The 26451-nt window shown below is 43.7% G+C and carries 26 protein-coding genes; 9 read left to right on the top strand and 17 right to left on the bottom strand.

All coding sequences use genetic code 11. From position 1 onward, the window contains the following. Positions 1-52 precede the first annotated feature (52 nt). From B4240_RS07870 to B4240_RS07885, 4 genes are all read right to left on the bottom strand, one after another. Positions 53-292 carry a DUF2789 domain-containing protein gene (locus B4240_RS07870; RefSeq protein WP_296238084.1) on the bottom strand — a complete coding sequence of 80 codons (240 nt, stop codon included), beginning with the start codon at positions 290-292 and terminating at the stop codon, positions 53-55. A 203-nt stretch (positions 293-495) separates the two neighbouring features. Beyond that, positions 496-1485, bottom strand: a complete 990-nt coding sequence (locus B4240_RS07875; protein ID WP_296238086.1) for a malate dehydrogenase — start codon at positions 1483-1485, stop codon at positions 496-498. A 452-nt stretch (positions 1486-1937) separates the two neighbouring features. Beyond that, the gene (locus B4240_RS07880; RefSeq protein ID WP_296238089.1) at positions 1938-2636 is read right to left on the bottom strand and encodes a hypothetical protein; all 699 of its coding nucleotides are present in this window, start codon (positions 2634-2636) and stop codon (positions 1938-1940) included. Between the two features lie 385 nt (positions 2637-3021). Beyond that, the gene (locus B4240_RS07885; protein ID WP_296238091.1) at positions 3022-5313 is read right to left on the bottom strand and encodes a lytic transglycosylase domain-containing protein; all 2292 of its coding nucleotides are present in this window, start codon (positions 5311-5313) and stop codon (positions 3022-3024) included. A 416-nt stretch (positions 5314-5729) separates the two neighbouring features. Between B4240_RS07885 and miaB the strand changes: the two genes are divergently transcribed. Next, positions 5730-7244 carry a tRNA (N6-isopentenyl adenosine(37)-C2)-methylthiotransferase MiaB gene (miaB, locus tag B4240_RS07890; RefSeq protein WP_296238093.1) on the top strand — a complete coding sequence of 505 codons (1515 nt, stop codon included), beginning with the start codon at positions 5730-5732 and terminating at the stop codon, positions 7242-7244. A gap of 87 nt (positions 7245-7331) precedes the next feature. Here miaB and B4240_RS07895 read toward each other — a convergent pair whose 3' ends face one another. From B4240_RS07895 to B4240_RS07910, 4 genes are all read right to left on the bottom strand, one after another. Further along, positions 7332-8063: a LysE family translocator gene (locus B4240_RS07895; RefSeq protein ID WP_296238095.1), complete on the bottom strand. Its 732-nt coding sequence runs from the start codon at positions 8061-8063 to the stop codon at positions 7332-7334. 128 nt (positions 8064-8191) lie between these two features. Beyond that, positions 8192-9469, bottom strand: coding sequence for an acetylornithine deacetylase (gene argE, locus B4240_RS07900; protein ID WP_296238097.1), 1278 nt, complete (start codon positions 9467-9469; stop codon positions 8192-8194). 84 nt (positions 9470-9553) lie between these two features. Then, positions 9554-10036 (bottom strand): nucleoside deaminase, encoded by a 483-nt coding sequence (locus tag B4240_RS07905; protein ID WP_296238099.1) that lies wholly within the window; start codon positions 10034-10036, stop codon positions 9554-9556. Between the two features lie 126 nt (positions 10037-10162). After that, positions 10163-10816, bottom strand: a complete 654-nt coding sequence (locus tag B4240_RS07910) for a UPF0149 family protein (protein ID WP_296238101.1) — start codon at positions 10814-10816, stop codon at positions 10163-10165. Between the two features lie 226 nt (positions 10817-11042). On the opposite strand from B4240_RS07910, the gene B4240_RS07915 reads away from it, so the two are divergent. Continuing rightward, positions 11043-11483 (top strand): hypothetical protein, encoded by a 441-nt coding sequence (locus B4240_RS07915; protein ID WP_296238103.1) that lies wholly within the window; start codon positions 11043-11045, stop codon positions 11481-11483. 144 nt (positions 11484-11627) lie between these two features. Continuing rightward, the gene (locus tag B4240_RS07920) at positions 11628-12113 is read left to right on the top strand and encodes a cell division protein ZapA (RefSeq protein WP_296238104.1); all 486 of its coding nucleotides are present in this window, start codon (positions 11628-11630) and stop codon (positions 12111-12113) included. A 114-nt stretch (positions 12114-12227) separates the two neighbouring features. On the opposite strand, the gene B4240_RS07925 is transcribed toward B4240_RS07920, so the two are convergent. The 4 genes from B4240_RS07925 to B4240_RS07940 form a co-directional block, all read right to left on the bottom strand. Continuing rightward, positions 12228-12524: a hypothetical protein gene (locus B4240_RS07925; RefSeq protein ID WP_296238106.1), complete on the bottom strand. Its 297-nt coding sequence runs from the start codon at positions 12522-12524 to the stop codon at positions 12228-12230. Positions 12525-12633: 109 nt separating this feature from the next. Next, complete coding sequence (glyS, locus tag B4240_RS07930) at positions 12634-14727, bottom strand: glycine--tRNA ligase subunit beta (RefSeq protein WP_296238108.1); 2094 nt, start codon at positions 14725-14727, stop codon at positions 12634-12636. A 12-nt stretch (positions 14728-14739) separates the two neighbouring features. Further along, entirely contained in the window at positions 14740-15720 is a 981-nt protein-coding gene (gene glyQ / locus B4240_RS07935) for a glycine--tRNA ligase subunit alpha (RefSeq protein ID WP_296238274.1), read from the bottom strand. Positions 15721-16184: 464 nt separating this feature from the next. Beyond that, a complete protein-coding gene (locus tag B4240_RS07940) occupies positions 16185-16397 on the bottom strand; it encodes a PspC domain-containing protein (protein ID WP_296238109.1) in 213 nt (70 codons plus the stop codon). Positions 16398-16920: 523 nt separating this feature from the next. On the opposite strand from B4240_RS07940, the gene nadR reads away from it, so the two are divergent. From nadR to B4240_RS07955, 3 genes are all read left to right on the top strand, one after another. Beyond that, positions 16921-17961, top strand: coding sequence for a multifunctional transcriptional regulator/nicotinamide-nucleotide adenylyltransferase/ribosylnicotinamide kinase NadR (gene nadR, locus B4240_RS07945; RefSeq protein WP_296238110.1), 1041 nt, complete (start codon positions 16921-16923; stop codon positions 17959-17961). 95 nt (positions 17962-18056) lie between these two features. Then, complete coding sequence (gene pnuC, locus B4240_RS07950; RefSeq protein ID WP_296238111.1) at positions 18057-18815, top strand: nicotinamide riboside transporter PnuC; 759 nt, start codon at positions 18057-18059, stop codon at positions 18813-18815. Between the two features lie 202 nt (positions 18816-19017). Continuing rightward, on the top strand, positions 19018-19467 hold the full coding sequence (locus B4240_RS07955) for a DUF962 domain-containing protein (RefSeq protein ID WP_296238113.1): 450 nt from the start codon (positions 19018-19020) through the stop codon (positions 19465-19467). 164 nt (positions 19468-19631) lie between these two features. Here B4240_RS07955 and B4240_RS07960 read toward each other — a convergent pair whose 3' ends face one another. The 3 genes from B4240_RS07960 to B4240_RS07970 form a co-directional block, all read right to left on the bottom strand. Then, entirely contained in the window at positions 19632-20243 is a 612-nt protein-coding gene (locus B4240_RS07960; RefSeq protein ID WP_296238115.1) for a nitroreductase family protein, read from the bottom strand. A gap of 260 nt (positions 20244-20503) precedes the next feature. Beyond that, positions 20504-21442 (bottom strand): pirin family protein, encoded by a 939-nt coding sequence (locus B4240_RS07965; RefSeq protein ID WP_296238116.1) that lies wholly within the window; start codon positions 21440-21442, stop codon positions 20504-20506. Between the two features lie 90 nt (positions 21443-21532). Further along, positions 21533-22246, bottom strand: coding sequence for a pirin family protein (locus tag B4240_RS07970; protein WP_193029912.1), 714 nt, complete (start codon positions 22244-22246; stop codon positions 21533-21535). Positions 22247-22570: 324 nt separating this feature from the next. On the opposite strand from B4240_RS07970, the gene B4240_RS07975 reads away from it, so the two are divergent. Next, a complete protein-coding gene (locus B4240_RS07975; protein ID WP_296238118.1) occupies positions 22571-22921 on the top strand; it encodes a GNAT family N-acetyltransferase in 351 nt (116 codons plus the stop codon). Between the two features lie 110 nt (positions 22922-23031). Here the strand turns inward: B4240_RS07975 and B4240_RS07980 are convergent, their stop codons facing one another. Both B4240_RS07980 and B4240_RS07985 read right to left on the bottom strand, forming a co-directional pair. After that, positions 23032-23751 (bottom strand): YoaK family protein, encoded by a 720-nt coding sequence (locus B4240_RS07980; protein WP_414707109.1) that lies wholly within the window; start codon positions 23749-23751, stop codon positions 23032-23034. A 138-nt stretch (positions 23752-23889) separates the two neighbouring features. Next, positions 23890-24282, bottom strand: coding sequence for a DoxX family protein (locus tag B4240_RS07985; RefSeq protein ID WP_102076246.1), 393 nt, complete (start codon positions 24280-24282; stop codon positions 23890-23892). A gap of 405 nt (positions 24283-24687) precedes the next feature. On the opposite strand from B4240_RS07985, the gene B4240_RS07990 reads away from it, so the two are divergent. Beyond that, entirely contained in the window at positions 24688-25299 is a 612-nt protein-coding gene (locus B4240_RS07990) for a YceI family protein (protein ID WP_191692532.1), read from the top strand. Between the two features lie 157 nt (positions 25300-25456). Further along, positions 25457-26362 (top strand): LysR family transcriptional regulator, encoded by a 906-nt coding sequence (locus tag B4240_RS07995; RefSeq protein ID WP_296238123.1) that lies wholly within the window; start codon positions 25457-25459, stop codon positions 26360-26362. Positions 26363-26451 lie beyond the last annotated feature (89 nt).

The following is a 26451-nucleotide window of genomic DNA, read 5'->3' on the forward strand; positions in this document are numbered from 1 at the left end:
TTATTTATTTTTATAACTTACTTATTATATCTCATAACTGATGCTAGCTTTTTTAAGCATCCGGGTGCAAACGCACGTTTAATTCATCGATAGTCTCTACCCAAGCTGCGTCTTTAAACCATTCTTCTTTCAAAAAAGCGCGCTGATTGTCGTTCCAAATATGCGCATCGGTGAGCTCTTCTTCTTTGGCCAATTTATTCTTTTCGATAAATTGCTCGATTGCTTCATCCGAGCTATCTAATCCTAACTGAGCAAAGAGCTCATTCATACTGTACTCTGGTTCACCCAACATATATTTTCTCCTTAAATGCCACAGATTTATTCATGCTTATTATTTAAACTTACCACTTTATTGTAGCAAGCTTTATTTGAATAGCTGTAAATCAACGTTTAGCTAACGTTATCAATTGTATTATTGAGCGCCCACAAAAAAGCCCTCTAATGAAGAGGGCTATTTCTAGAGTAATTATATAACAGTATCAACAAACTGTAGGCTTATGGAAGTAGGTGCGCTACGGCGTCACGCTCTTCGCTAAGCTCTTGCTCAGTTGCTGCCATTTTGTCTTTTGAGAAATCTGATGACACATCAACGCCGTCTACGATAGTCCAGTCGCCGTTCGCGCAAGTGACTGGGAATGAGTAGATCAAACCTTCGGCAATACCGTATTCGCCGTTTGAGTAAACACCCATAGATACCCAATCATTTTCATCAGTACCTAGTGCCCAAGTGCGCATGTGAGCGATGGCAGCGTTGGCAGCAGAAGCAGCAGATGACGCACCGCGAGCTTTAATAATGGCGGCACCGCGCTGTTGTACTTCTGGGATATAGGTGTTTTCGTACCAATCACGGTCGACCAAATCTAGCGCTGGCTTACCGTTGACAGTCGCAGCCGTTAGGTCTGGATACTGGGTTGATGAGTGGTTGCCCCAAATGATCATTTTTTTCACGTCATTGACCGTGCTGTCTGTTTTTTCAGCCAACTGTGCCATCGCACGGTTGTGGTCTAGGCGCGTCATGGCAGTGAAGTTACGTGGATCTAGATCTGGCGCATTGCGCTGAGCGATAAGCGCGTTGGTGTTAGCAGGGTTACCGACGACCAATACTTTTACATCACGGCTTGCGACATCGTTCAATGCTTTACCTTGCGCTGAGAAAATCGCGGCGTTGGCTTCTAGCAAATCTTTACGTTCCATACCTGGGCCACGAGGACGCGCACCTACTAATAGCGCATAGTCGGCATCTTTAAATGCAACATTCGCATCATCGGTTTGGACAACGCCCGCCAATAATGGGAATGCACAGTCTTCTAATTCCATGACCACACCCTTTAGAGCGTCAAGAGCTGGCGTGATTTCAAGCAATTGCAAAATAACTGGCTGATCTTTACCTAGCATCTCACCAGATGCAATACGAAATAACATAGCATAGCTGATATTACCAGCGGCACCAGTGACGGCAACACGTAAAGGCTGTTTCATTGACATTGAATACTCCCTAATTATTGATTAGATAATTCAGATTCTAATGGATGGTTCTAATAGATGGTTTTGATTGATGAATATCGTTTGAGATAGCGACCTGCTTACTGAATATAGCAGTCATAAACCGTTCACTAGTGTAGCACCTCCGCCTATTAACCGTCTAGAGAAAGCGAGAACGCGTTTAAAGACTCTAATGATTATATTGTTACATTTTATACGCGCAGGCACTTTGATTTGAGAGATAAAGGTGGGAAAATTAAGCACTAGAAGGATATAAAGAAGTGCTCAAAAGAGAAGATAAAAGTCGCTTTAAACAGAGTTATTGCAAGGAAGTTAAAAAGAATTTAGGGATATTTGACGTGAATACGACTATTTTTACTTATACCGTCTTTGCTTCTTAAGTGTCGACAAGACGATATATTTATAATGATGAATGCTCAAATGGTAAAAGAGTATCATTTACCGCCTGAAATAATAAATTTGCTACCACAATTATTGACGACGTTACTACATGTGCCGAACGCGCTGCCTTCATAACACACGTGCACGTCAGTCAGTACCATTTGACGGCGTGTGCCAACCTGACAAATCAAGTCAATACTAGCAGGCGACATACCGCTATTTAAGCGGGTCATTTGGCCGACAAAACGAGATTTTAATACCGTATAACTGTTGCCAGTATTCAATTCGTTTGGCAGTTTTAAGTCGCCGGCATAGTTGGTAATTTGGCGAAAATAACTGCTAGCACTGAGCGGGCTACAAGCGCCATAGCGCTGCCATGCTTGGGTCCGCACCGTGGTGTCCGGCATGATACGATTGACGACCTTTAATTGTAGTGGCGTCAGGCGCGGCTCGCTACCGCGGCCGCAGCGCTCGCCATAACCCATGTCTAAACCTGAAACGGTTAGCGAATAGCCTTCTAGACATTGACGCATGCGGGCGCGCGTTGGCTGTAAGCTACATAGAGCGGGCGTCATCTCAATCATTAATACCCGCTGTCCGGCTTTGCTGGCGTCAGCCGCTTGAGCGGGCAGCATGATGGCGCCCTGCAATAACAGTAAAGCCGTCACGCCAAGCGCGGCGTTGCCTTTAATTTCATACCTTTTGCTGATCAAGTGCTTGTTAACATGCTCTGATAGCGTTATCTTTGACATCGAGCCCACCTTGGTCTGAATAGATAATTGACGCCTAGCCTGCGACGATATGGGCAAATTAAAATATTTTTTAATCATAAGAAGTTAGAGCATTTAGCAATGACGAATAGGAGCTTTTAGGCTTAATTACTTTTCAAAACTCAAACCAAGACATTGATTAAACTAGGTCGCTTGAAAGTAATTGGCCTTTTAAGAATAAACCAACAGAAAATACAGACGGAAACTAAAACAATGGTAGCAAATTGCTTTTTTTAATCTATAGCAAAAACGTAAACAGCGCGTGAGAAGCCTATGCCAGTTTTAAATAGCGCTAACAAATGAATGGTATAAAAAGACCATTAGCAGTGATGAGATGCTAATGGTCTTTTAAGGCAAAACTGAGTGATTAAAACGCGGCAGGAATGGTTCCCATGCGTTGACTAATAGGCTGACCGCGGCCAAGCAAACTGCTATAAATGGTGGCGTTTTCCATCACGTGCTTGACATAATTGCGCGTTTCAGGAAAAGCAATCGACTCGACATACTGATCCGCTGGGAGTGAGCCATAAACAGGCTGCCAGCGTTTGGCATTGTTGGGACCGGCGTTGTAGCCCGCTGTTGCCAAAACGGGCTGACTGTTCAATTTACCAAAGATATCGCCCATATACCACGTACCGTAGCGAATATTGGTATCGCCACTATTGGCGCGGCTGGCGCTATACGTCTCGCCCAATTTCCGCGCGATATATTTAGCGGTATCGGGCATGACCTGCATAAGGCCACTGGCGCCAACGTTTGAGCGCGCCGACGGCACAAAACGGCTTTCTTGACGCATGATGCCATACGCCCACGCAGGGTCGATACCTGCCGCCTGACTATGGCGCACAACCGCCGATTGGTGAGGCATCGGATGGGATAGAGCCAAGTTGTTGACTGTATCGGTATTTTCAATGGCATAAATTGCCCGATCGAGCCAGCCGATATCATACGCTTGACGCGCCGCCGCAATAATCAAGTTATTATCGCGATTGTCGCGCGCTTTTTTTACCGCCCAATTCCACTCGCGGTTGGCATAGGCACGGCTGGCATCGGCGTTATATAATGCAAACGCGCGGGCAAAGTGCGGGTTTTGCATGACGCGCGCACGCTCAGCGCTACTGACATTTGGTAAATTATTACCACCCAAACGGCTGGCATCAAAACGCTGACCGACTTTATCCTTGGCCATCAGACCATAGTAGTCATTACTCTTCGCCAAGTTTTGATACATTTTTTTAGCGGTACTGCGCTTACCTACATTATTTGATTGCTCATAAGCTCGCGCCAGCCAGTACTGCCATTGATTGGTTTTTTGCGTTTCGGCGTCCATCTTTGAGATGGCTTCGACCACATCGTCCCAACGACTAAAACGAATCGCGGCGATGGCATAATATTCAGCTTCTTCAAAGCTAAAATCATTATCCAAGCTATTACGGAACCAATCGACCGCTTCAACATTAAAGCCGTCATCGGTATTGTGGTTCATACGCTGGACGCCAAGAATGCGATAAGCGTAACGGCGAGTGTCATCATTTAACAGCTTTGCTGCGCGCTGATTGTCTTGTTTAATATCAAAATCTAACTGCAGCGCCGCCTCGCGATAGGACTTTTCTGCCAAGCGTCCCATGGCATATAAATACAAATATTGATTCATTTGGCTGTTTGGTTCGCGGGCAAAACGACTAAAAAACGCCGACGGACTCAGCTGAATTTCACTTAACGACGAGTAAGGAATTGGCGTGCCCAAGCGCGAAGATAAGGCCATGATGTCGCCCGTCTTACCTTTACGCAGCATACGTTTGAGGCGTGATACTCTATCTTGATTGCTGATTAGCGCATTATTATTCATCTCAAGCGCCAATTGATCGCACAGCGCTGGCTGCTTTTTGGTGGTTAGCCAAACATCGGACTTGGCTGCTAGCGCACGCATGCTATCGCCGCCGTTATTAAACCCTAGCGCAACGGCACACTTTTCACTGTCATCGGCGTTGGTAATGAGATTTGCCACTTGGCGGACGGCGGCATAATCGTTTGAGCCTGCTTTGGTTTCGGCAAAATCGGCAACCAATTTTTCTGCCATGACGCTATCGGGATACTGACGGACGAACTGCGTGACCGCTGCTGGGCTCTGTGAGCTTAGCTCTAAATTCATGCGCCAATAAGGCGGATACATAGCAAACAAACCACCACTCATCGCCTGCTCATAATTATAAAGGGCGTTGATATCGCCGCGTTCTGCTGCAATTGCCGCTGCTGTAAATGAACCGACGCCACTGTCGGCCTGATAGCCCGAGTTTGCTTGATAAGCGTTCGTTGGCTGTGAGCTTGGCGATTGATAACTCTGCGGTTGATAATTGTCAGGTTGATAGCTTTGAGGTTGGAAATTATCGGGTTTATAGCTATCAGGTTTATAGTTGTCGGGTTGATAACTCTTTGGTTGATAGCTCCCTTCTTGCGGATAACTATTGACATTACTGCTGGTATTATTACCCCAAGTAAGCTCGGCATAAGCCGCTTGCGACACTACCAGCGCTCCCATTGCCGCGGCTATACTCAACACGCTGGCTTTTAGCGATGTTCCTTTAAAATGGCTAGGCAGTTTATTTTGATAATTGGCATCTTTATCCTTGATACTCTGAGCAACTTGCGGCTTTGACATACGGACTCTCTTTCTAATAGGTCTAAATAATTTGGCTCGATAAATAGGCTAAATATAGAATTAAAATAATATTTTTTTCTATTTAAAACACTCATTTAAACAATAGTGCGGATATGGTTGCCCTCATCATACTATACTCGTTGCACATTCAACCATAAGCTTTACTTTTCGTTAATAAATTGGATAGCCCTGCGTAACACAAAGGTGTTACGGCGCTTTTACGGGTTATAATTGTTCAAAATGGCATTGTTTGAGCGACAATACTGCTTAAGCAATTGATACTATTATAAATAATCAAGGGCAATTAACCGCATACGCGCTTGCTAACTTTTCACATTGAAGCCAGATTATGATAAAATACGCCACCGGTTAATCGCCTACCCCGCTATATTTTTAGTCAATCATGGACTTTGCTTATGAGTGTTACTGTATTTAATCCCCGCATCGATGACGCTGCTGTTGACACAAGGGTTACTGCGCCTGCCGTTACGGCACTCGAAGCGTCAAACTCTGTCCAAGCATCTACCGTCCAAACACCGGTCAGCGTCAATGACAGTGGCACGCCAAAAAAAGTCTTTGTTACCACGCAGGGTTGTCAGATGAATGTCTATGACTCTGGCAAAATGCTTGACGTGCTGGGCGATTCGCACGGTATGGAAGTGACGCACAACATCGACGAAGCCGATGTGCTATTAATGAATACCTGCTCGATTCGCGAAAAAGCCCAAGAAAAAGTGTTTTCAGAATTGGGCCGCTGGCGCAAGTTAAAAGAAAAACGCCCTGATTTGGTCATCGGCGTTGGCGGTTGTGTGGCCTCGCAAGAAGGCGACAATATCCAAAAACGCGCGCCCTATGTCGATATGGTTTTTGGGCCACAGACATTGCACCGCCTGCCAGAGCTTTATGACCAATCGCATGAGCAGCGTGAAATCTCGCCTAAAAATCGCATCGGTACGGTGGATGTGTCCTTCCCAAGTATCGAAAAGTTTGATTTTTTGCCGGAGCCGCGCGTTGAAGGCTACAAAGCCTTTGTATCTATTATGGAAGGCTGCTCGAAGTATTGCTCGTTTTGCGTGGTGCCCTATACACGCGGTGAAGAATTATCACGTCCGCTTGATGATGTCTTAGCAGAAATTGATAGTCTTGCCGCCCAAGGCGTGCGCGAGATTAACCTACTTGGTCAAAACGTCAATGGCTATCGCGGCGAAAAAGACGATGGTAGTATTTGCCGTTTCGCCGAGCTCTTGCATTACGTATCGCACGTCGATGGTGTCGAGCGTATTCGCTATACCACAAGCCACCCGCTTGAGTTCACCGATGATATCATTGATGCTTACGCCAAGTTGCCAGAGCTGGTGTCACACCTGCATTTGCCCGTCCAAAGTGGCTCAAATGCCATCTTGGCGGCGATGAAACGCAACCATACCATTGATGTTTATATCAATCAGATTAATAAGCTTAAAGCCATTCGCCCTGATATTCATTTATCGAGCGACTTTATCATTGGCTTCCCAGGCGAAACTGACGAAGATTTTCAAGATACCTTAAACTTGGCAAAAGAATTAAACTTCGATCACTCTTATAGCTTTATTTATTCTAAGCGTCCGGGTACGCCAGCGGCAGAGTTGCCTGATGATGTCAGCTTCTCTACCAAAAAGGCGCGCCTAGCAGAGTTTCAAAAAGTCATTGTTGAGTCAACGCTAGCCAAAACCCATGAAATGGTCGGCACTACGACTCGCGTCTTGGTCGAGCAAGTTGCCGATCGTCATCCCGATTGTCTGATCGGGACAGCTGATAATACTCGCACGGTTATGTTCCCTTATGACTTAGATAAAATGGACGAGCTACTGGGTAAAATCGTTAGCGTACGCGTGACCGATTTTGTCAGTCCGCATATGGTAAAAGGTGAGCTGGTTGAGGTATTGGCTTAAAATTTCAGATAAAATTGGATAAAAAAAAAGCCGTTCGCTAATCCATAGCGAACGGCTTTTTTTATGAGCGAATAATAGCAGCCTTTTTTAAGCCATAAAACCATTTAACACTTCTGCCAACAGCGCCGCTGCAATCAAGATAAATATAACCCCGCAGCCGCGATTTAGCCAAGCTAAACGCGCGCCAACATCTAACCAGCCAGCTAGCTTTTTGCCACCAATGGTATAAATAAGCTGCCAAATCGTTTCACTCAAAAAAAGCCCACAGGTCAGCATGATATATTGCGGCCATAGCGGCGCGCTAAAATTGATAAATTTGGGGAAAAAGGCGGCAAAAAATAAAATCGCTTTTGGATTCGATAATGATACCCACATACCCGTTCGGAACAGCAGCCATTCACGCGGCGGCGCTTTGACAGCAGCGCTCGAAAGTGAGCGCGGCATAGGTTTATCCGCCATTTCCGTAGCCGCAGTCAGCTCTTTATTAACTTCCGTACTCAGCGCATTGGCATCGTTCATTAAGCTACTATCACTGGCACTATCGCGCCATGACGTCACGCCTAAATAAATAAGATAAGTGGCACCAACGACTTTAATGACCGTCAATAACCATGGCGACTGACGGCTAATAACATCGAGTCCAAGAAGCGTTGATAGCAGCAAAATAAACAGCCCAAGACTAAGCCCTGCCAGCGTCCACAAGGTACGCTTGACGCCGTAATTAAGACCGTATTGAAACGCCAGTAGCATGTTTGGACCGGGGGTCGCTGAGATAAAAAACGTACTTGCAAAAAATACCGCAAACAGATGCCAAGACATCAACCAACCCCTACTTTTTTATAAGAAACTTACATATTTTATGCGACAGGGTGAAAAAATAAACACCGCCATAGCGACGGTGTATTTTATACCAACTATTACGGCAACCACTACCCAGATTAAATGAATTATTTATCCGCAGTAGCAACCGTACAACTGCCCAACAGCTTTTGTAAAAAGCCGTCACAGCGTTTAATTTCGCTCAGCTCGACATACTCATCGGCCTTATGCGCCTGTTCAATGCTACCGGGACCGCAGATAATGGTCGGAATACCACTATTGGTAAACTGCCCGCCTTCGGTCGCATACGCTACTTTGTGGCGTTCATCATCGCCGGTCAGGGCTGCAATTAACGCTTGTAGCTCAGCGCTGTCGCTATCGGTCATCGCTGGTACGGCCTCCAGTTGCTGCAGCTCAATACCAGTATCGGCAGCCCGTGCTTGCATCTGCGCGCTCAATTCAGCAACTTTTGCTTCAATCGGCGCCACAATATCGTCTTGCGTCATATGCGGTAGATTTCGATAATCAAAAGTAAATTCGCACAAATTGGGAACGATATTGGTCGCTGTGCCTCCTTGAATGGTGCCAACGGACAAGGTTGAATACGGCACATCAAACATGCCATCGTTATCATCACGCTGGCTGATTTCTTCCGCTAACGTATCAACATAGCTGATTAAACGGCTAGCATAGCTAATCGCATTCACGCCTTGCGCCGTCAATGACGAATGCGCCGATTTACCATGGACGCGGCAACGATAAACCGCAATGCCTTTATGTGCCACCACCATCGCCATATTGGTTGGCTCGCCAACAATGCAATAATCAGGGGTAATATCACGCGCTTTTAAATCTGCCAAGAGTAGCGGCGCGCCCAAACAGCCCACTTCTTCATCAAACGACAGCGCCAAATGCAGCGGTCGGCGCAGCTGGCCTGCGTTAGACAATTTGACCGCTTGCGGCAATAAGTTAAGCGCACAAGCAACAAAACCTTTCATATCACAAGCACCGCGCCCGTATAGCTTATTGCCGCGAATGGTCGCGGTAAATGGTTCAGACGACCAGTCTTGCCCATCGACAGGCACGACATCGGTATGTCCCGATAGCACCAAACCGTGATTGACTTCATCGGCATTTTTTCCCGCTGGCACGGTGACGAACAAATTGGCCTTGTTTTTAGCCTCATTAAAGGTCAAATCTACCGTTAAACCCAATTGTTCACAGTATGCTTGCACGTCTTCAATAAGAGCTAAGTTTGAATGGCGACTGACCGTATCAAAGCCAATCAGACGCGTTAGCCAATCGATGCTATCACGAGGATAGTCCGCATGTGATAGGGGTTGATTTTTATTTGCTTTAATATCAGTGCCTTGATTTTCATTGGCATGGTGGATGATGATTGTCATAAGACATCCTTATCGTACTACAAGATAAAAAGACCTAACTTTTTTGATGAACCTTTTGATGAGCCTTTTTAAGCAGATTTTTAATTAGCTTTTTTGAAACGAGCGCTGCTGCAGGGCTTTGACTTCTTCATCTAAACCCGCAATCGGACCTTCGACTGGAACATTAGGTGCCACTTCTTGGATACTTAATGAATTGATGGGCGATGTTGAGGTGACGCCCATCTCATCCATCCATGCACCAAGTTGTTTTGATGAGCTGATATAAACAATACGGCCAAGCCCTGCCCACGCATGCGCCGCTGAACACATGGCGCAGTGCTCGCCCGAGGTATATACCACGGCTTTTGCCCGCGCGTCCGCCGTCATGTTTCTTGCCGCCCACCGTGCCACGGCAATTTCGGGATGGTAAGTGGCATCGACTGTATTGGCGCGATTACGATCTTCGCGTAATACATTGCCATCGCCATCGACCAACACACTGCCAAACGGCTCATCACCTGCTTCTAGCGCTTCAGCAGCAAGCGCCACACAGCGGCGCAAGTGAATCATCTCATTATCCGTTGTCATCATAGTCTCCTTTCTATTTTATCTAATAGCCAAGCGCAGTTTTTTTACCCTTATTTTATGGCACTTATTTTACGACGCCCAGCTATCGACTCTATTCATCCTACCATATTATTTATGGGGACTTATTTATGACGGACGGTTTTGATTCATCACATCAACGACAGGTGGCATTGGTTTGGGTAATTTACCTTCTGCTTGTAATTCCTTGGTGGTTTTAGCATCGATAGCCAAGCCAGCAATCAAGGCAATCTCTTTAACAGGTTTGCGCTTACGGGTAGCAAAGCTGACCGGCACCATACGCGCAAACTCATAAATATATAAATAAGACTCCTCGCCACCTTCAAAGTCTTCATCATCTTCTAAGCGAATCGCGCCAATTTTTGCCAAATCTGACAGCATCTCGTTTTCTTCAGCGCTTAGACTACAATCTGTGATACCAAAACCCGTCATAAAACCATTTGCCCACTGTTTCAGGGCCATCACGCGCTCGTATAGGTCATGTTCATCGTCTGGCACCAGCGGCATATACGCATAAGCGTCATCTTTGTCTTTTAACTGAAAAACGATGTCTTCTGCTTCTTCTGCGAGCAACGTCAACGCCTCATCAGGTAAAGGCGCAAAGCTTAGCTCCTCAAATACCTTTGCCCATACTGCCTCATCGGGCGCGTTACAGGCGGTCATCAGCCCCGTCATCAAGCCGTGTACCTCGCTGATAGACACGTCATTCCAGTCATCAAATACTGCGAGCCACGTATTCCAGCCAGAGATATTGTCATTCATAATAGATGTCCTAGTCATTGATTAATAGTAGTAAATAAATAAACGCCGTACGCTACCATCGATGGTATGGCGACAGTATGGCGATAACACAGCGATGGAAAAAGCCACGAAACAAAGCGCGATACAATTACTTTGTTGATATAGATATTATGCGGTCACCTATGGCATTATTAAACGCAGAGAACAAAATTCATTTACGCTTACTTGTTAAGGATAAAAACTGACTATGTATGACCAACTTAGAATATTAGAAAAAATGGTACTCGACATCAAAAAACAGTATCAGCTTGTCAGTGCTGAACTTAGCAGCCTCAAACAACAACCCGTGTCTGACCCAAAAGAGCTCGCCGCCCTCAAAACCAAGCTCGATAATAGTTATGCAGAGCGCGACGGTGCCAAAAAACAATTACATGATCTTGATAAACGCTATCAAAGTCTTGCTGAAGCGCATCATATGATTGGTGAAGAACAGGACAAACTGCAAAAGCAAATTGAACAATTAAAACATCAAAACCACGCACTGCAGCAGCGCAATAACGAGTTAAAGCAGCAGTACAGCGATATTAAGCAGCAAAATAGTGAGCTGAGAAAGAAAAACGAGCTAGCGGCCGAGCGTACGCAAGTGGTCTTACAGCGTTTGACACGTATTGATCAAGCCGAAAGTTAAGTAGTCATTGATATTAATCACGTTTAATTCGCTCGCTTTTACTGACTCATTTTCGCCTATTAAGCTGCCGAATTTGTAATCACCAATATTTATAGCAGTAATAGTTAATTACTCACTTTAATGATACATATTGTAGGATTTATTATGACCGATGACCGCGTAAACCCCGTAGATAGTCAACTTAAAAACAATCAGCCTCAAAATAATCAATCAACAAACAACCAATCAAAAAATACTCAAGCACAAAAACCCATGCCAAATAACGCAAGTATTAATAGCAGTAATGTAAACAATAGCGCCGCTAGACCGGCTGCTAAAGCTGAAAGCGCCCCTGAACCGCAAATCAAAAAGGTCGATGTGGTAATTGCAGGCGTGACCTATCCTATCTACTGCCCAGTCCATGAGCAAGAAGAACTCCACTCGGCGGTTTCTTATATCAATAACTATGCGCTAGACCTCAAGCGCGATGCGCCAAGCCTCAGCCAAGAAAGTCTTTTAGTACTGTGCTGCTTGAATTTGTATGAAAAAATTCATGCCAATCAAAGAGACGAAGAAGACCGTTTGCAGCAAACTAAGCAGTCTGAAGCCCTGCTAAGCAAGATTATGAAAGATGCGCATTCTATTTTATAAGTTTGCAGTTATATTAAATCGCCATTGGTGCATTAAAATGATAAGCGCTTAACTCACTGATGCTAAGCGCTTTTTTAAATGTAAATGACAGCTTATCGACTTATAATTTACAAGTTAAGCGTCTGTTTTATAAGTCTTGCCGGCATGAAAGTCTGCTTGATGCTCATAATTGCAAAAGAATAACTCTTTATTAGCGGCAATATTATCACTACTACTACCATCTAAAACAGGTTTAGATTCAAGCACGCCGCGATATTCAGCCAAATGATTGCCACAATAATCACACTGACGCGGTGTGGTCACATCGCCTTTTTTTGGCATCATGCTTTTGGGCGGGCGCGGGTACATAAACTTATAAAAGCCCCACATCATAGCCCAGATAATGAGAATTACAATGATAACAGCAGCCATGACAGCATTCCTTTTGATATAAGTTAACGCTATGAGTCATAAAAAACTGGCTATATGAAGCCAGTTTTTATGTTACAGAATACATGATGCAAACATCAGAATGATTGAACTATAGCTGTAGCTCGCTGATATCAGCAACGGTTAAGAATAACGCACGAACTTGCTTTAGTAGGGCTAAGCGATTGTTCTTTAGCGCCGCATCTTCACTATTTACCATCACATCAGCGAAAAACTCTGACAAAGGCGCATCTAAACTGACCAGCGTTTGTAAGACTTGCGTATAATCAGCCGTTTCAAGCAAAGGTTTAACCGCTGTTTGTGCTTGCTGCACGGCTTGATATAACGCTTGCTCAGCAGGTTCAGATAATAACGCTTCATCGACAGTGTCCGCGACGCTTACTTCTGATTTGGCTAAAATATTGGCAACGCGTTTATTTGAGTCAGCAAGCTTTTCGGCTTGAGGCAGCTCGCTAAAGGTTTGTACTGCGCGAATACGCTGATCAAAATCAAGCGGCATGTGCGGATTAATTGCTTGCACTGCCTGAATGGTATCGACGCTAACGCCCTGCTCGGTATACATCGCCCGATAGCGTGAGTTCAAGAACGCCATCACTTGGGTAAAGGTGTCGCCCATTTTGGCAATTTTGCTGCCCTCGCTGGTGCTATAACCTTTAATCGCTTGCTCAACGAGCGCCACCAGATTAATTGGCAGCTGTTTTTCAATCAAAATGCGCAAGATACCAATGGCGGAGCGGCGTAAGCTAAACGGGTCTTTTGAGCCGGTCGGCGCTTGGTCAATGGCAAAAATACCAACCAAGGTATCTAAACGATCAGCCAATGCTAAGCAAATACCAATTGGCGTTTTTGGTAACACATCACCGCTGAACTTAGGCAGGTATTGCTCTTCCAAACTTGCGGCAACGGCCTCTGGCTCGTCATTTAAGCGCGCATAATACGTCCCAGCAATACCTTGCAGTTCAGGATATTCGCCAACCAGTGAGCTGGCCAAATCCGCTTTCGACAAAATACCTGCCCGTACCGTTTCATCAACACTGATATCATAACCCTGCTCTTGCATTAACGTAGCAATAAAAGCGGCAAGCTTGGCAATACGTTCAGATTTTTCCCAAATCGTACCCAGTTTGTCTTGGAAGACGCGAGTTTTTAGGCTTTCGGTCAAGGCAAATAACGGCTGCTTTTGGTCTTGTAAAAAGAAAAATTCGGCATCGGCCAAACGCGGACGCACGACCTTCTCGTTACCTTCAATGATTTGTTTGGGGTCTTTTGACTCAATATTGGTAATAAAAATAAAGTACGGTTGCAGTTTACCCGCTTTATCGGTCAAGCAAAAATACTTTTGATCCGCTTGCATGGTAGAAATCAATGCTTCTTGCGGCACTTGCAAAAAGCGCGGCTCAAAGTTTGCCCGCAGCGCAATCGGGAAATCAACCAGCGCCGTTACTTCGTCCAATAAATCTTGTGGGACGATAGAATCAGCATTGACCTCATCGGCAAGCGCTTTAACTTGGTTTTTAATCAGCGTTTGACGCTTATCAAAATCCGCCACCACTTTTAAACCATCAAGCAGCTGTTCATAGTCATTGGCGTGCGCAATCTCATGATAGTCAGGACTGTGGAAGCGGTGACCACGAGTATGTTTGCCAGTTTGATGCCCTTGGATAGTGGCGTCAATGACGGCGCCATCTTGCATCAATACTGTCCACTGTACTGGACGCACAAACTCATCACGGCTGCTACCTGCGCGCATACGTTTTGCAATTGGCAAATCATCAAGCGCGGTCTGAAAAATAGCTGGCAATAGCTCAGTGGTTGCTCGGCCATGAATGACTTGCTCATAGCCGACATAATCCCCTTTATCGGTGTTAATGGTGATTAGCTCGCTTGGGTCAATGCCCAAGCCTTTAGCAAAGCCCATCGCTGCGCGCGTCGGATTACCATCGGCATCAAACGCCGCTTTAATCGCCGGGCCACGCTTTTGCTCGCTACGGTCAGGCTGCTTATCGCTAATCCCTTGAATTTGAATGGCTAAACGGCGCGGGGCAGCAAAGGCTTTAATGCTATCAAAGCCAATTTCTGCTTCATTTAATTGTTCAGTGACACTTGTTTGTAGCGCGTCACGTAAAGGTTTTAGGCTTTTTGGAGGTAGCTCTTCACACCCCAGTTCAAATAAAATAGTACTCATGGGATGCTCCTATTAATGATTAGTTTGGTTATTGTCGGTAGATGGATTGCTTTGTTTATTATCAGCAGCTTCTTCTTTTGGCAAATACTTATCAAGCGCCGCCTGACGATGCGCCTCATCCGCGAGTGGGAAGCCCAATTTGGCGCGCGCTTCGACATAACCAAAGGCGACTTTACGCGCAAGCGTACGCACGCGTAGGATAAAACGCTGGCGTTCCGTCACCGAAATCGCCCCGCGCGCATCGAGTAAATTAAAGGCATGCGACGCTTTTAATATCATCTCATAGGCTGGCAATGGCAATCCTTCAGCAACCAATTTATCAGCCTGCTGCTCATAAAAATCAAACATCTGGCCCATCATTGGCACATCGGCGTGCTCAAAGTTATAGGTCGATTGCTCAACTTCGTTTTGATGAAAAACATCGCCATAAGTCACGCGGCCAAACTCGCCATCGGCCCAGACCAAGTCATAAACGCTATCGACGCCTTGCACATACATGGCTAAGCGCTCAAGACCGTAGGTAATCTCGCCCGTCACAGGGAAACACTCAATGCCGCCCACTTGTTGGAAATAGGTAAACTGCGTCACTTCCATGCCGTTAAGCCAAATCTCCCAGCCAAGTCCCCACGCACCCAGCGTTGGCGACTCCCAGTTGTCTTCAACAAAACGCACATCATGCACCAATGGATCAATACCAATCGCGCGTAAAGAGTCCAAATATAACTCTTGGATATTAGGCGGATTGGGCTTTAACACCACTTGGAATTGATAGTAATGTTGCAAACGGTTTGGGTTATCACCATAGCGGCCATCAGTTGGACGGCGTGATGGCTGCACATAAGCGGCGTTCCAGCGCTCAGGCCCTAGTGAACGCAAAAATGTCGCGGTGTGAAAGGTACCGGCGCCGACTTCCATATCGTAAGGCTGCAAGATAACGCAGCCCTTTTCAGCCCAGTAACTTTGTAGGGTTAGGATTAAATCTTGAAACGTCATCGGCTGACGGTCTTTTTCTTGTATCATCGAGGTTGTCGCTTGGGAGGTCATAGTTTGGGTTTTCATCGTTTAGGGCATTATAAAGCCACTGTGGAATTAGTATTATTGAATAAAACGTTAATAGCGCTCGTATCGCCTATTTGGCAACGACTCTATTTGCCTGCTCACCTTACTAAAAATTGACTATTTTATCTATATTTACCGCAACTAAATTTGTCGCGGCAGGCGAAATACGCCGTCAAATACCTTGTTTCTCGACCATCTGCATAAATGAGCGCCATTAAGGCTATAGATAAAAAAATACCCAAATGCGTGAGCATCTGGGCAGGAGGAAAAGTGTGTCGCGGGCATCCTGATGAGTCAGGCTTTTTGTTTTTACGGGGGCTATTATTTTCTTATTAGCCTTATTTTTTCGTTTTTTAAAACGTCTCTTTAACTGTTATTTAAAACTCTTACTTACATAATTACTGATACGACTGATCAGTGGCTTTTGGCATGATAATCCACAAAATAATGTAAATTAAAATTCCCGGTACGGCAGCACTTAGTGTTGAGACAACCATGAATAACACTCTTACCCAAGTTGGTGACCAACCGACGTATTCTGCGATGCCGCCCATCACACCCGCAATCATGCGGTTATTTCTTGAGCGATGTAATTTTGCTAACTTAGCCAAACCAAATACCTCTCTTCTTATTTATATTTATTTTAAAGCTTTTATTTATCATTATTTTTATAATTTGTCCTAAAAACAATTTTGCTCTTTTTGCTTTTTGGACTTACGAGTAAGTATAGCAACTATTGACTTTTTATCTGTTGATGATATAGACGTGCTTTGTGAGTTTATGCTACTTAAGCTTGCCCTAATCTCTCGTAAACCCTCCTAAACCCCTGATTTTAAATAAGTATTTCAAAATGTTTCGCAATTAGCTTTGTTTCTCTTACCTTACACCTTTTGTTACAACTTCGTTTTTAACAACCCCTATTGGCTCAATTATTTTCATAATCTGCCATTAAAAAGAAGAAGCTGTTTTGAATAATTGCAAGTAAATGAAGCGCTTAATTGTATTAACAATAAGAGAAAACATACGCCCATTTACAATAACCTACCTGTAAATCTGTTTAAACCTTTATACCATGCTGATAAACGACGAAAATAGCGATTTCGATAAAAAATTTTTACCGCAATAAGGATAATTATGTACGAGTCAGGCTTAATGATTGGACATTTTGAACCGCTCCATTTAGGACAAATGCGCAGTATATTAGACGCAGCAGGACAAGCGAAAACCCTGCATATCGTTATTACGGCGCACCCTGACCCGCATTCAGATTTTAATATTACCTTGCAAGATAAGGCGCGCTGGTTACAGATGGCGTGTGCAGATTTGCCCTTTATCCATATTTATACCACTGATGAGATTGAGCTGCCGCTGCATGAGAATTTTGCTGACGTCACCATTGACATTGCCGCCAGTAATGCCAAATTGCAGCGCTTAATAGAGGCGTTAGCGCTGCCAGCAGACACGGTATTGTTTATCGCAGAAAACCATCCGCTAGCGCAGTTGGACGTTTCTGAGCAGCTACTCATGCAGGTGGTCACCACGCCACTGCAGCCTGAATTTGATTCTTACGCGATTGCACGCAATCCAGTCGCGCACTGGCCGGCACTGCATCCACAAGTGCGCGGCGACTATACCAAAACGGTGGCGATTGTGGGCGGGGAAAGCTCGGGCAAGACAACGCTGGTGCATAAGCTTGCCAACTATTATGGGGCCAGCTTTGCCCTTGAGATGGGACGGCTGTATGTCGGCACGGATTTGGGCGGTAGCGAGATTGGGCTTCAGTACAGCGATTATGGACCGATTGCCCTCAATCATGCTCAGGCTATTCGAGAAGCTACCGCCATGGCAACGGCGCCTGTCACTATTATAGATACGGATTTTGTGACCACTCAAGCTTTTTGTGAAGAGTACGAAGGTCGTACCCATCCCTTTGTAGCGGCGTGTGTCGATGAATTTCGCTTAGACCATACCATTATGCTCGACAACAATACGCCTTGGATTGACGATGGCATGCGCTCATTGGGCACGCCTGAGGCTCGCGGACGCTTTGAGCAGCGCTTATTGGATATTTTCGCCCGTCATAGTATTAAGCCCTATATGATTGATAAAGCCGATTACGATGCCCGCTATCAGCAAGCTTTATTAATTATTGATAAGCTTATCTATGGTAAATAATAAATTTAAAAAAACCATAAAAAAATGCTGTTAAAAAAAAATTCTAAAATAAGAAAAATCGATGATAGTTTTCATACTTTGGGGAAAAAGACATTATGCGTATTCAGCTACTAGATAACATTACCGGAAAATGGGCACTACAATGGATTGTCCTATGGTTTATTTGCGGCGTCATCGCCTTGTCAGCAGGCTTTTGGCTGACCACCAAACATAATACGCTCGATTGGTTTTACTTAGCGGTCTCCTTTATTGGTTTGGTGTGCGTGGTGTCGTTGTCGTTTCGCAAAAACATCTTGGGTAATGGCTTTGGGATGGCGGCAACCGCTGGGGAGTTTGTGGTACAAGCAACCGCGGGCGCAGTTGGTTTGATGCTAGCGCCGTTATTTAACTTTTTTAGTCATGTTTATGGCATTTTTTATTGGTCAAAGCACACTGATGCAGACGGCGATATGGTGCCCAAATCTGCCAATCGCTGGATTTGGTTACTGACCATCGTCTTTATGGTCATCGGTCTAGCGCTGTTTCCTACGGTAAACGATTTGCTTGCCAGCTATGGTTACGCCGTTGTTGAAGATGACAACAGTAAATTTTTGGGCTTTATCTCTTTTTTTTGGATTAACGTCATCGCTTTTGTGCTTTCTATCACCGCGCAAGCAGCGATGATTTTACGTTACTCATTTAACTGGTGGTTATGGATTATATCTAACTTCGTTTGGCTCACCGTCAACCTTATGTCGGGCAATTATATCTTTGCGATTCAAACCATGATCTATCAAGTCAACTCGTTTGTCGGACTGTATGAATGGTATCGCAGCGAGCAAGACTCCGTAGAACAGGCCCAACCAAAACGCTAACATAGCGTTAGCAAGCGATAAAAAGTTGCAAAATAAACGGATAAAGTTAAAGAGATGGCATGATTTGACTGTGCGGTTTACCAGATAAAATGGCAGATTGTGCCAATTAGTGCTACAACTGATATTAACAAGTAGGTTTATGCAATTGATTTAATGTTAGTTATCTACGATCCATCATTTATTTGCTAACAAGGAGGTTAGTATGTCGCGTACTCGTCAAGGCCGTATGTCTAAACGCACGCTTGAGCAATGGCTCAGTGAATACTCTGTCAGTCACCAAAACCTAGTCAACAAAAAAATCCATTGGCTCTGTGTCCCAACCATATTTGTCAGTTTGTTGGGCATGGGTATGTCGCTATCAGTATGGTTTACCTTAGTGCTGAGCGCTTTGGTATTATTATTCTATATGCGCTTATCGACGCCGCTATTTTTAGCCATGGGTATGTTTATTCTCATTTGCTTGTCAGTCATGACGTTACTGCCGTGGGGCTTTAAGGTTTGGGCGGCCATTTTTGTGGTTGCTTGGATTGGCCAGTTTATTGGTCATAAAATTGAAGGCAAAAAACCGTCTTTCTTTGAAGATTTACAGTTCTTGCTAATTGGTCCTGCTTGGGTGGCTAATAGCTTAATGGGCCGTAAAAAAGCTGAATAATGGCTATTTCAAACTACCCTTTATTTCAAGTTATCATTATATTTAACTTCATCATTTGACATTGTCATTTAGCATCATCATTTAAAACAGATAAAAAAAGCGCCACCCAATAATCAATTGCGTGGCGCTTTTTCTATGTGCTAATTGGCCTTTTCAAGAATGGCTTATTTACCAAATACTTTCATACGTTCTTCAATCGGCTTAAATTCTTTATCGCCCGCTGGCTGCTCGATAGCACCAAATACCATTTGCGCATTTAATTCCCAATGCTCATCGATATTCCACTCGTCCGCCACTTTTTTATCAATGATAGGATTATAATGCTGTAAGTTGGCGCCGACATTAATACTTGCCAATGCTACCCAGATTGCATACTGGTGCATGGCATTGGTTTGATGCGCCCAAATTGGGAATTTATCCGCGTACAAAGGCGCAGCGGCTTGCATGTCTCTTACGACGCTATGATCTTCAAAGAACAAAATGGTACCAGCGCCCGCTTTAAAGCCAGCAATTTTTTGCTTGGTTGAAGCAAATTGCTCTTCACTATCTACGAGGTCACGTAACGTATCTTCGGTTAATTGCCAAAGCTTGTTATGGTCGTCACCAAACAAAACAGCGATACGCGTTGATTGCGAGTTAAATGACGATGGCGTATGTAAAACCGCATGTTCAACCAACTTGACGATTTCATCATTTGAAACGGGTAATTGATCGCTCAAAGCATAAACTGAACGTCGTTTTTCTGCCAATTTCTCTAATGTTTTTAGGTCGGACATAATTTTCTCCATATTATTTATTAGGAATATTAGTGATTAAGTATATTAGTGATTAGGAATATTAGTGATTAGGAATATTAGTGATTAGGAATATTAGTGATTAAGAATTAATGAATACGAGTACGATTAATGGGTAATACCAAGCAATTGTACTATCAACAAATCTGCTGTATTATAAGAAAGATTGAGCTTAATCAATACTTCCTTTTTGTAATTATATCTTATTAATAACCTATAGAGGCCAAGGTAAACTAAACAAATTAACCTTTAAAGCCTTGTGGTAATTCTGGTGCTGGCAAGCGTTTCATGTCTGAGTCGACATTACCAAAACGCTCATGACCGTTGTTCCAGTCGATGATAGATTGCTCAACCTCTTCTTTGTTGTCGGCGACAAAGTTCCACCACAGCAGCACTTGGTTATTTAATGGCTCACCGCCGATAAACATCACACGGGTGCCTTTTTTGGCAACTAGCTTGATGCTTTTATTATTGGCAACGTCGCTATCGTGGAAGCGGAACAATTGATCTTGCTCACAAATTTTGCCTTCAGACTCAATCTGTCCTTCTGTCACCAAGATACCATATTCAAAACCCGGTTCTAGGTTAAGCGTAACTTCACCATCCTCTAAAAAGTAAACGTCGATACCGACCATTTTTGAGTACTGAATGGTTGGCGCTTCATAGCGCTTACCTGTGACGCTGTCATAGCTGCCCGTCGTCAATACCATCTCGACGTTATCTTCACGCCATGTCGGTAGCTCTGGATAATGGTGGAAACTGCATTCGATTTGTTGACCGGTCGGTAGCGCAATCCACAGTTGTACCATACTTAGACCACGAGCGGCATCTACCGAACCACCGGTATCAGGAAAAACGCTCTGCTCTGTATGACTGATACCTTGGGTAAGGCCAGTACCTGCTGTCATGACGTTGACCTGGTTTTGGGTAATCACTTGCTTATTTCCCAAGCTGTCTTTGTGCAGTACTTCACCATTTAGCATCCAGCTAAAGGTTTGCAGGTTAGTGTGCGGATGACGACCGACTTGCATACCGTTTTCATCTTCGCCAAATTCAGCAGGACCTGCATGGTCTAGAAAGCACCAAGCACCAATTGGCTGCTTACCTTTATTGGGTAACAGACGAGCAATGGGAATGCCGCCCACATCTGCTAAACGCGGCTCTAGGGTTTCAATACTCATGATTTACCTCTTATGATGTAATATAGAATCTAGTGTGACCAAAAGATAAGAATTAATGTCTATTATTTGGCATTAAAAGCTCATTTAGTATCAAAAGCTCATAGGTACTTCCATGAGCAAAACTCTGGCCTCATCGAGGACATCCATCGTAAAGTTCTTAGTATCCCAAACACCTAGACCATCGCGGGTATCCAAAGTGTTACCGTTTATAACGACTTTACCGCTAATGACAAAAATATAGACACCATTGTTAGGATTTTTAAGCTGATACGTCTCTGTCACGCCTTTATCAAAATCACCCATACTGAACCATGCATCTTGATGAATCCACACGCCTGCATCATCGCTATTAGGCGATAAAATTTGGTTAAACGCATTTGGCTTCATCAGTTCATCCATACGGATTTGCTGATAACGAGGCTCAACGTTCATTTTGTTTGGGATGACCCAAATCTGTAAAAAACTCACCGCCTCATGATTATCGGCGTTCATTTCACTATGGGTGATACCCGTACCTGCCGACATGACTTGGATTTCACCGGTTTCAATGATGCCATTATTACCGATGTTATCGCCGTGACCGAGCTTGCCTGATAAAGGAATACTGATAATTTCCATATCACGATGTGAATGTTTACCAAAACCTTGACCTGCGATGACAAAATCATCATTAATGACACGTAGCGCACCAAAGCCCATACGTTCTGGATTATGATAATTGGCAAAACTAAAGGTATGCTTGCTTTTTAACCAACCATGGTTGGCATCGCCACGAGAATCCGCTGCATGATAGATGGTTCTCATAATGTATCCTTAATTATTAGTAAGTTAAACGGCTTTAGAATTTGACATTCATTAACTCGTTTAAACAATGAAACTATTATAATTGTTGTCTACTAACAGATAAACAACGATATTCGCAATTGACTATTCTTATTTTTAGAACAATGTCATCATAAAGGTAAGGTAATATATTTATAACAGAACCCTGTATACTCATAACAGTACAACTAGCTTGAGCTGTTACTATGGCCAAAGTTACGATAAAAGTGTCATGAAAAAAGTAACGCGAGCAGGTGTAAATTGAGTCCAGAAGATGTTAATCATACGATATAAGGAAATTTAACCATGTCAGATATGGCAAAGACAGATATGAAAAATAAACAACCATTACATTATGAAGTCATTAATAATACCGAGAAAAAGCGTTTTGAGATTCATATCGATGACAAAATCGCTTTAGAGGATTATGAATTTTTCACCACGAGTGCCGGCGAAAAAGGTATTGAATACAAACATACCGAAGTGCCAGCAGAGTTAGGTGGCCAAGGTATTGCAGGGTATCTGGTCAAATATATTTTGGATGATGCAGCGGCGAAAAACCTGCGGGTGAAACCAACTTGTTCTTATGTAAAGTCTTATATTGACAAGCATCTAGGGTACCAAGACAATTCAGTATTTCATAACGCTACGCCTTAAATAGCGATACATAAGTGCTTAACCAGCAAGCAAAAAAATGCCCTATCCATAAAGCTAGGGCGTTTTTTATTGGCAATGGTTTAGGTGAGATTTATTATTGGTAGTATTCCTTAAGCGATATGCGCTAAGACTTCTTTATCGCGTGCCATCACTGATAAATACAGCACCGGCAATACAAACAAACCTACGGCCCAAAAACTCAGCTGCATATATAGCAAAGCACTTACTAACGCGCCAACTAAAAAGCTAAACACCAATACCGAGCTGTGGGCCAATTTTTTGCCATTATCGGCGTTTCGGTTAAGGAGATAATCAGTCAAATTGATACCCAGTTGGGTGGTATTTCCAGTCATCAATACCGTCGGGCTCATGTGTTTAATCACTGTCTTGCTAGCGGTATTACGAATCGCTAGCGCAATCAAACCTAATCTACCTGTGATTGCCACGGTGATATCGCCGGCATCAACAAACGGCTGGTAATAAAGACCAGCCACCATAAACGCGGTCAAAAAAGCCGCTTCTGCTAAAAATAAATGGCTTAAGGTCAGTTGTTTATTTTTACTGCGGTCAATAAATATCTTGGTGACCATAACCGTTAAAATAAATAGCGGCAAAGCAGCAAGTTTAATCCATAGACCCGCTTCACCTTTTACCAAGCCACTACCCGCCATCACCAAGTTACCCGTGACATGGGCAGTAAAGAACCCAAACAAGGTGATAAAACCAATGGTATCAATCGCGCCGCCGACCACTGTTAAAAGTACGGGCGTTTGATGACGTTGCCAGAAGCTTGGCAGCTTGGCAGTCTCTGTAGAGATAGGATTAGGCACGCGACGACTGCCCTGCAAATTTACGATTGATGGATTCTTTTCGCAAACTACCGATAATTAATACGATGTTTATGGATGCGCTCATAGGTGCTCCTTGATTATAATTATAAGATGATATTGTCTAAACCATTTACTCTACTAGATTCTGTGCGTATGACTGTTATCAATTGAATATGCGCCTGGTCCATGAGTAAAAATCATCAAGAAACCGCCTGCCATGGCAATGTTTTTCATAAACGGGTTCATTTGCGATTCATCAATCCAAAATTGATGGAAAAGTAGCGCCGACACAATGCTAAAACCAGCCATTAGAATCGCCACCAAGCGCGCTTTGAAGCCTAATAAAATTGCAATACCGCCAAGCAGCTCAACAGCAATGACCAAAGGCAATAGCATACCCGGTACGCCCATCGATTCCATATAACCTTGGGTGGCCGCGTAGCCAGTAATTTTGGTAAAGCCAGAAAAGATAAAGATCATCGATAACAATAAGCGACCAATTGGGGCGCTCAGCTCTTGCAGCTTATCCATAAGTATTCTCCAATAACATAAAAGTCATCATTATAAAAATTTTACCCAAAAGACTTTTGTTCGATTAAATGATGGCATTATTGTAGTCGTTATTGTAGTCGTTGCTTAATAGCAGATAAACCAAGATAATCGCAAATATAAGTTCTCTTTTAGAGAACAGTCAAATAGTAATTCTACTGGTACAATATTAAAAACGACAATAGTGTTACGTGCTATTTATGCTCACTATTAAGACAGTTAGCATTTTAGCCATACTATTAGACGCTAGAGATAAGCGCCACAGAAAGAAACATTTTTCGATGCCATTTAGCGTTTAATATCCTAATTTTTTGCTACACTCATCATGTTGTTATGTAAGACATACTTAACGCTAGCTTCTACTTACTCACCTAAAAAGGATGATTTATGATCACTATAAATTCTATTAAAAAAACAAACCGCGCAATTACTTTTGCTGCTATCGGTATGCTTGGTTTGCTTAGCACACTAGGTCACGCTGCGACTTATGAGCTTGATTCCAAACATACCGCCGTACGTTTCTTCGTCGATCACTTTGGTACCACGACCAACGCTGGCGGCTTTTATAATCTATCGGGTACGCTTGAGTACGCGCCTAAAGAGAAAAAAGGCTTTGTCGGTATTACCATCCCGATGGGCAGCTTGAGCACAGGTATTAAAGCGTTTGATGGTCACCTTAAATCTGCCGATTTCTTCAATGTAAAAGAACACCCAACCGCTTATTTTAAATCGACTAAGTGGGAATTTGACGGCGATAAAGTCAAAGCGGTCAAAGGCGATTTAACGCTGCTAGGTCAGACGCATCCAATCACTTTAACGGCCACTAAATTTAACTGTTATGACAGTCCTTTATTAAAAGCTGAAGCGTGCGGTGGTGATTTTGAAACCACGATAGATAGAACCAAATGGGGTATCAATACCTTTACCGATGGCGGTATGATGAAAGACATTAAACTGGTCGTTCAAGTAGAAGGCAGTAAAAAAGCCGATCTTAAATAAGACGGCTTGACGACTTTAAACCGTATTTTATACGGAACACAGTCTAAACTATTTGGCGTTATTGATAAAAAGACTGGGTTTTTAACTCGGTCTTTTATTTTTTATATGATTAACCGCTAAATAATAACAGCCAAATAACAGTAAGGAGGTAGCTAAGATGGGACAACTAGAAGATATGGCGATGTTTGTGCGTATAGTCGAAGCGGGTAGCATTACCAAGGCCGCCGAGCAACTTAATATTGCTAAATCAGCAGTAAGCCGCCGACTCAAGGATTTAGAGACGCGTTTGGGCAGTCAACTGATTAGCCGTACCACGCGCCAATCAAACTTAACCCAAGCTGGCGAGCAATATTACCAAAAGGTGAGTAATATCCTCAGCGAAGTGGATGCGCTAAACGAGGAAACCAGTGGCGCGCCGACGCGTATCGAGGGCACCTTAAAAATGACTGCGCCTTTGTCATTTGGCTTGATGCACTTAAACGATGTCATCGATGAATATGCCAATCAGCATCCTAATCTGAACTTTGAATTAAACTTTTCCGACCGCCATACCGATCTGGTCGAAGAAGGCTTTGAATTAGCGATTCGGATTAGAGAGCTGCAAGATTCAAGTTATCAAGCCAAACGTCTGGCGCTGATTCGTTATACCTTATGTGCCAGTCCTGAATATCTGACTAGAATGGGCACACCAAAAACCATAGAAGATTTGGCCAAGCATGCGTTTTTACAATACGGTCTGAGTAAATCTAGCACGATAGAGCTGATAGACGAGCAAGGCAAAAAACATCAAGTCGCTATCAATTCAAAAATAAAAGTCAATAACGGCGATTTTTTGCGCGATATGGCGGTAAAGGGACACGGTATTGCTTTTTTACCCAATTTTATCACTTATAACACCCTAGCCAGTGGTGAGCTTGTCCCCATTATGCAGCAGTATCAACTGCCTACTTTAAACGCTTATGCGGTCTACCCGAAAAATCGCTTTTTGTCGCAGCGCTGTCGCTATCTCATTGATTTTATTGCCGAGCGTTTTGGTGATAATCCTTACTGGGATGACTTCTAATGCGCCTAATTTAAGACACTGAACAGTTTTCTAAAGTTGCTATAAATGTTAAAACAATACTGCTAGTCTTATCTTAATATATCCATCAG

This window comes from Psychrobacter sp. UBA5136 (assembly GCF_002414005.1).
Lineage (GTDB): Bacteria > Pseudomonadota > Gammaproteobacteria > Pseudomonadales > Moraxellaceae > Psychrobacter.

Bases quoted from the DNA above. Each gene is read 5' to 3' on its own strand.
- B4240_RS07955 (WP_296238113.1), top strand. From the start codon at position 19,018: ATGTCGCGTACTCGTCAAGGCCGTATGTCTAAACGCACGCTTGAGCAA.
- B4240_RS07975 (WP_296238118.1), top strand. From the start codon at position 22,571: ATGTCAGATATGGCAAAGACAGATATGAAAAATAAACAACCATTACAT.
- glyS (WP_296238108.1), bottom strand. From the start codon at position 14,727: ATGAGTACTATTTTATTTGAACTGGGGTGTGAAGAGCTACCTCCAAAA.
- B4240_RS07965 (WP_296238116.1), bottom strand. From the start codon at position 21,442: ATGAGTATTGAAACCCTAGAGCCGCGTTTAGCAGATGTGGGCGGCATT.
- miaB (WP_296238093.1), top strand. From the start codon at position 5,730: ATGAGTGTTACTGTATTTAATCCCCGCATCGATGACGCTGCTGTTGAC.
- B4240_RS07910 (WP_296238101.1), bottom strand. From the start codon at position 10,816: ATGAATGACAATATCTCTGGCTGGAATACGTGGCTCGCAGTATTTGAT.
- B4240_RS07915 (WP_296238103.1), top strand. From the start codon at position 11,043: ATGTATGACCAACTTAGAATATTAGAAAAAATGGTACTCGACATCAAA.
- B4240_RS07995 (WP_296238123.1), top strand. From the start codon at position 25,457: ATGGGACAACTAGAAGATATGGCGATGTTTGTGCGTATAGTCGAAGCG.
- pnuC (WP_296238111.1), top strand. From the start codon at position 18,057: ATGCGTATTCAGCTACTAGATAACATTACCGGAAAATGGGCACTACAA.
- B4240_RS07990 (WP_191692532.1), top strand. From the start codon at position 24,688: ATGATCACTATAAATTCTATTAAAAAAACAAACCGCGCAATTACTTTT.
- B4240_RS07960 (WP_296238115.1), bottom strand. From the start codon at position 20,243: ATGTCCGACCTAAAAACATTAGAGAAATTGGCAGAAAAACGACGTTCA.
- B4240_RS07925 (WP_296238106.1), bottom strand. From the start codon at position 12,524: ATGGCTGCTGTTATCATTGTAATTCTCATTATCTGGGCTATGATGTGG.
- B4240_RS07920 (WP_296238104.1), top strand. From the start codon at position 11,628: ATGACCGATGACCGCGTAAACCCCGTAGATAGTCAACTTAAAAACAAT.
- B4240_RS07985 (WP_102076246.1), bottom strand. From the start codon at position 24,282: ATGGATAAGCTGCAAGAGCTGAGCGCCCCAATTGGTCGCTTATTGTTA.
- B4240_RS07875 (WP_296238086.1), bottom strand. From the start codon at position 1,485: ATGTCAATGAAACAGCCTTTACGTGTTGCCGTCACTGGTGCCGCTGGT.
- nadR (WP_296238110.1), top strand. From the start codon at position 16,921: ATGTACGAGTCAGGCTTAATGATTGGACATTTTGAACCGCTCCATTTA.
- B4240_RS07970 (WP_193029912.1), bottom strand. From the start codon at position 22,246: ATGAGAACCATCTATCATGCAGCGGATTCTCGTGGCGATGCCAACCAT.
- B4240_RS07905 (WP_296238099.1), bottom strand. From the start codon at position 10,036: ATGACAACGGATAATGAGATGATTCACTTGCGCCGCTGTGTGGCGCTT.
- B4240_RS07885 (WP_296238091.1), bottom strand. From the start codon at position 5,313: ATGTCAAAGCCGCAAGTTGCTCAGAGTATCAAGGATAAAGATGCCAAT.
- B4240_RS07870 (WP_296238084.1), bottom strand. From the start codon at position 292: ATGTTGGGTGAACCAGAGTACAGTATGAATGAGCTCTTTGCTCAGTTA.
- B4240_RS07880 (WP_296238089.1), bottom strand. From the start codon at position 2,636: ATGTCAAAGATAACGCTATCAGAGCATGTTAACAAGCACTTGATCAGC.
- B4240_RS07895 (WP_296238095.1), bottom strand. From the start codon at position 8,063: ATGTCTTGGCATCTGTTTGCGGTATTTTTTGCAAGTACGTTTTTTATC.
- argE (WP_296238097.1), bottom strand. From the start codon at position 9,469: ATGACAATCATCATCCACCATGCCAATGAAAATCAAGGCACTGATATT.
- glyQ (WP_296238274.1), bottom strand. From the start codon at position 15,720: ATGACGTTTCAAGATTTAATCCTAACCCTACAAAGTTACTGGGCTGAA.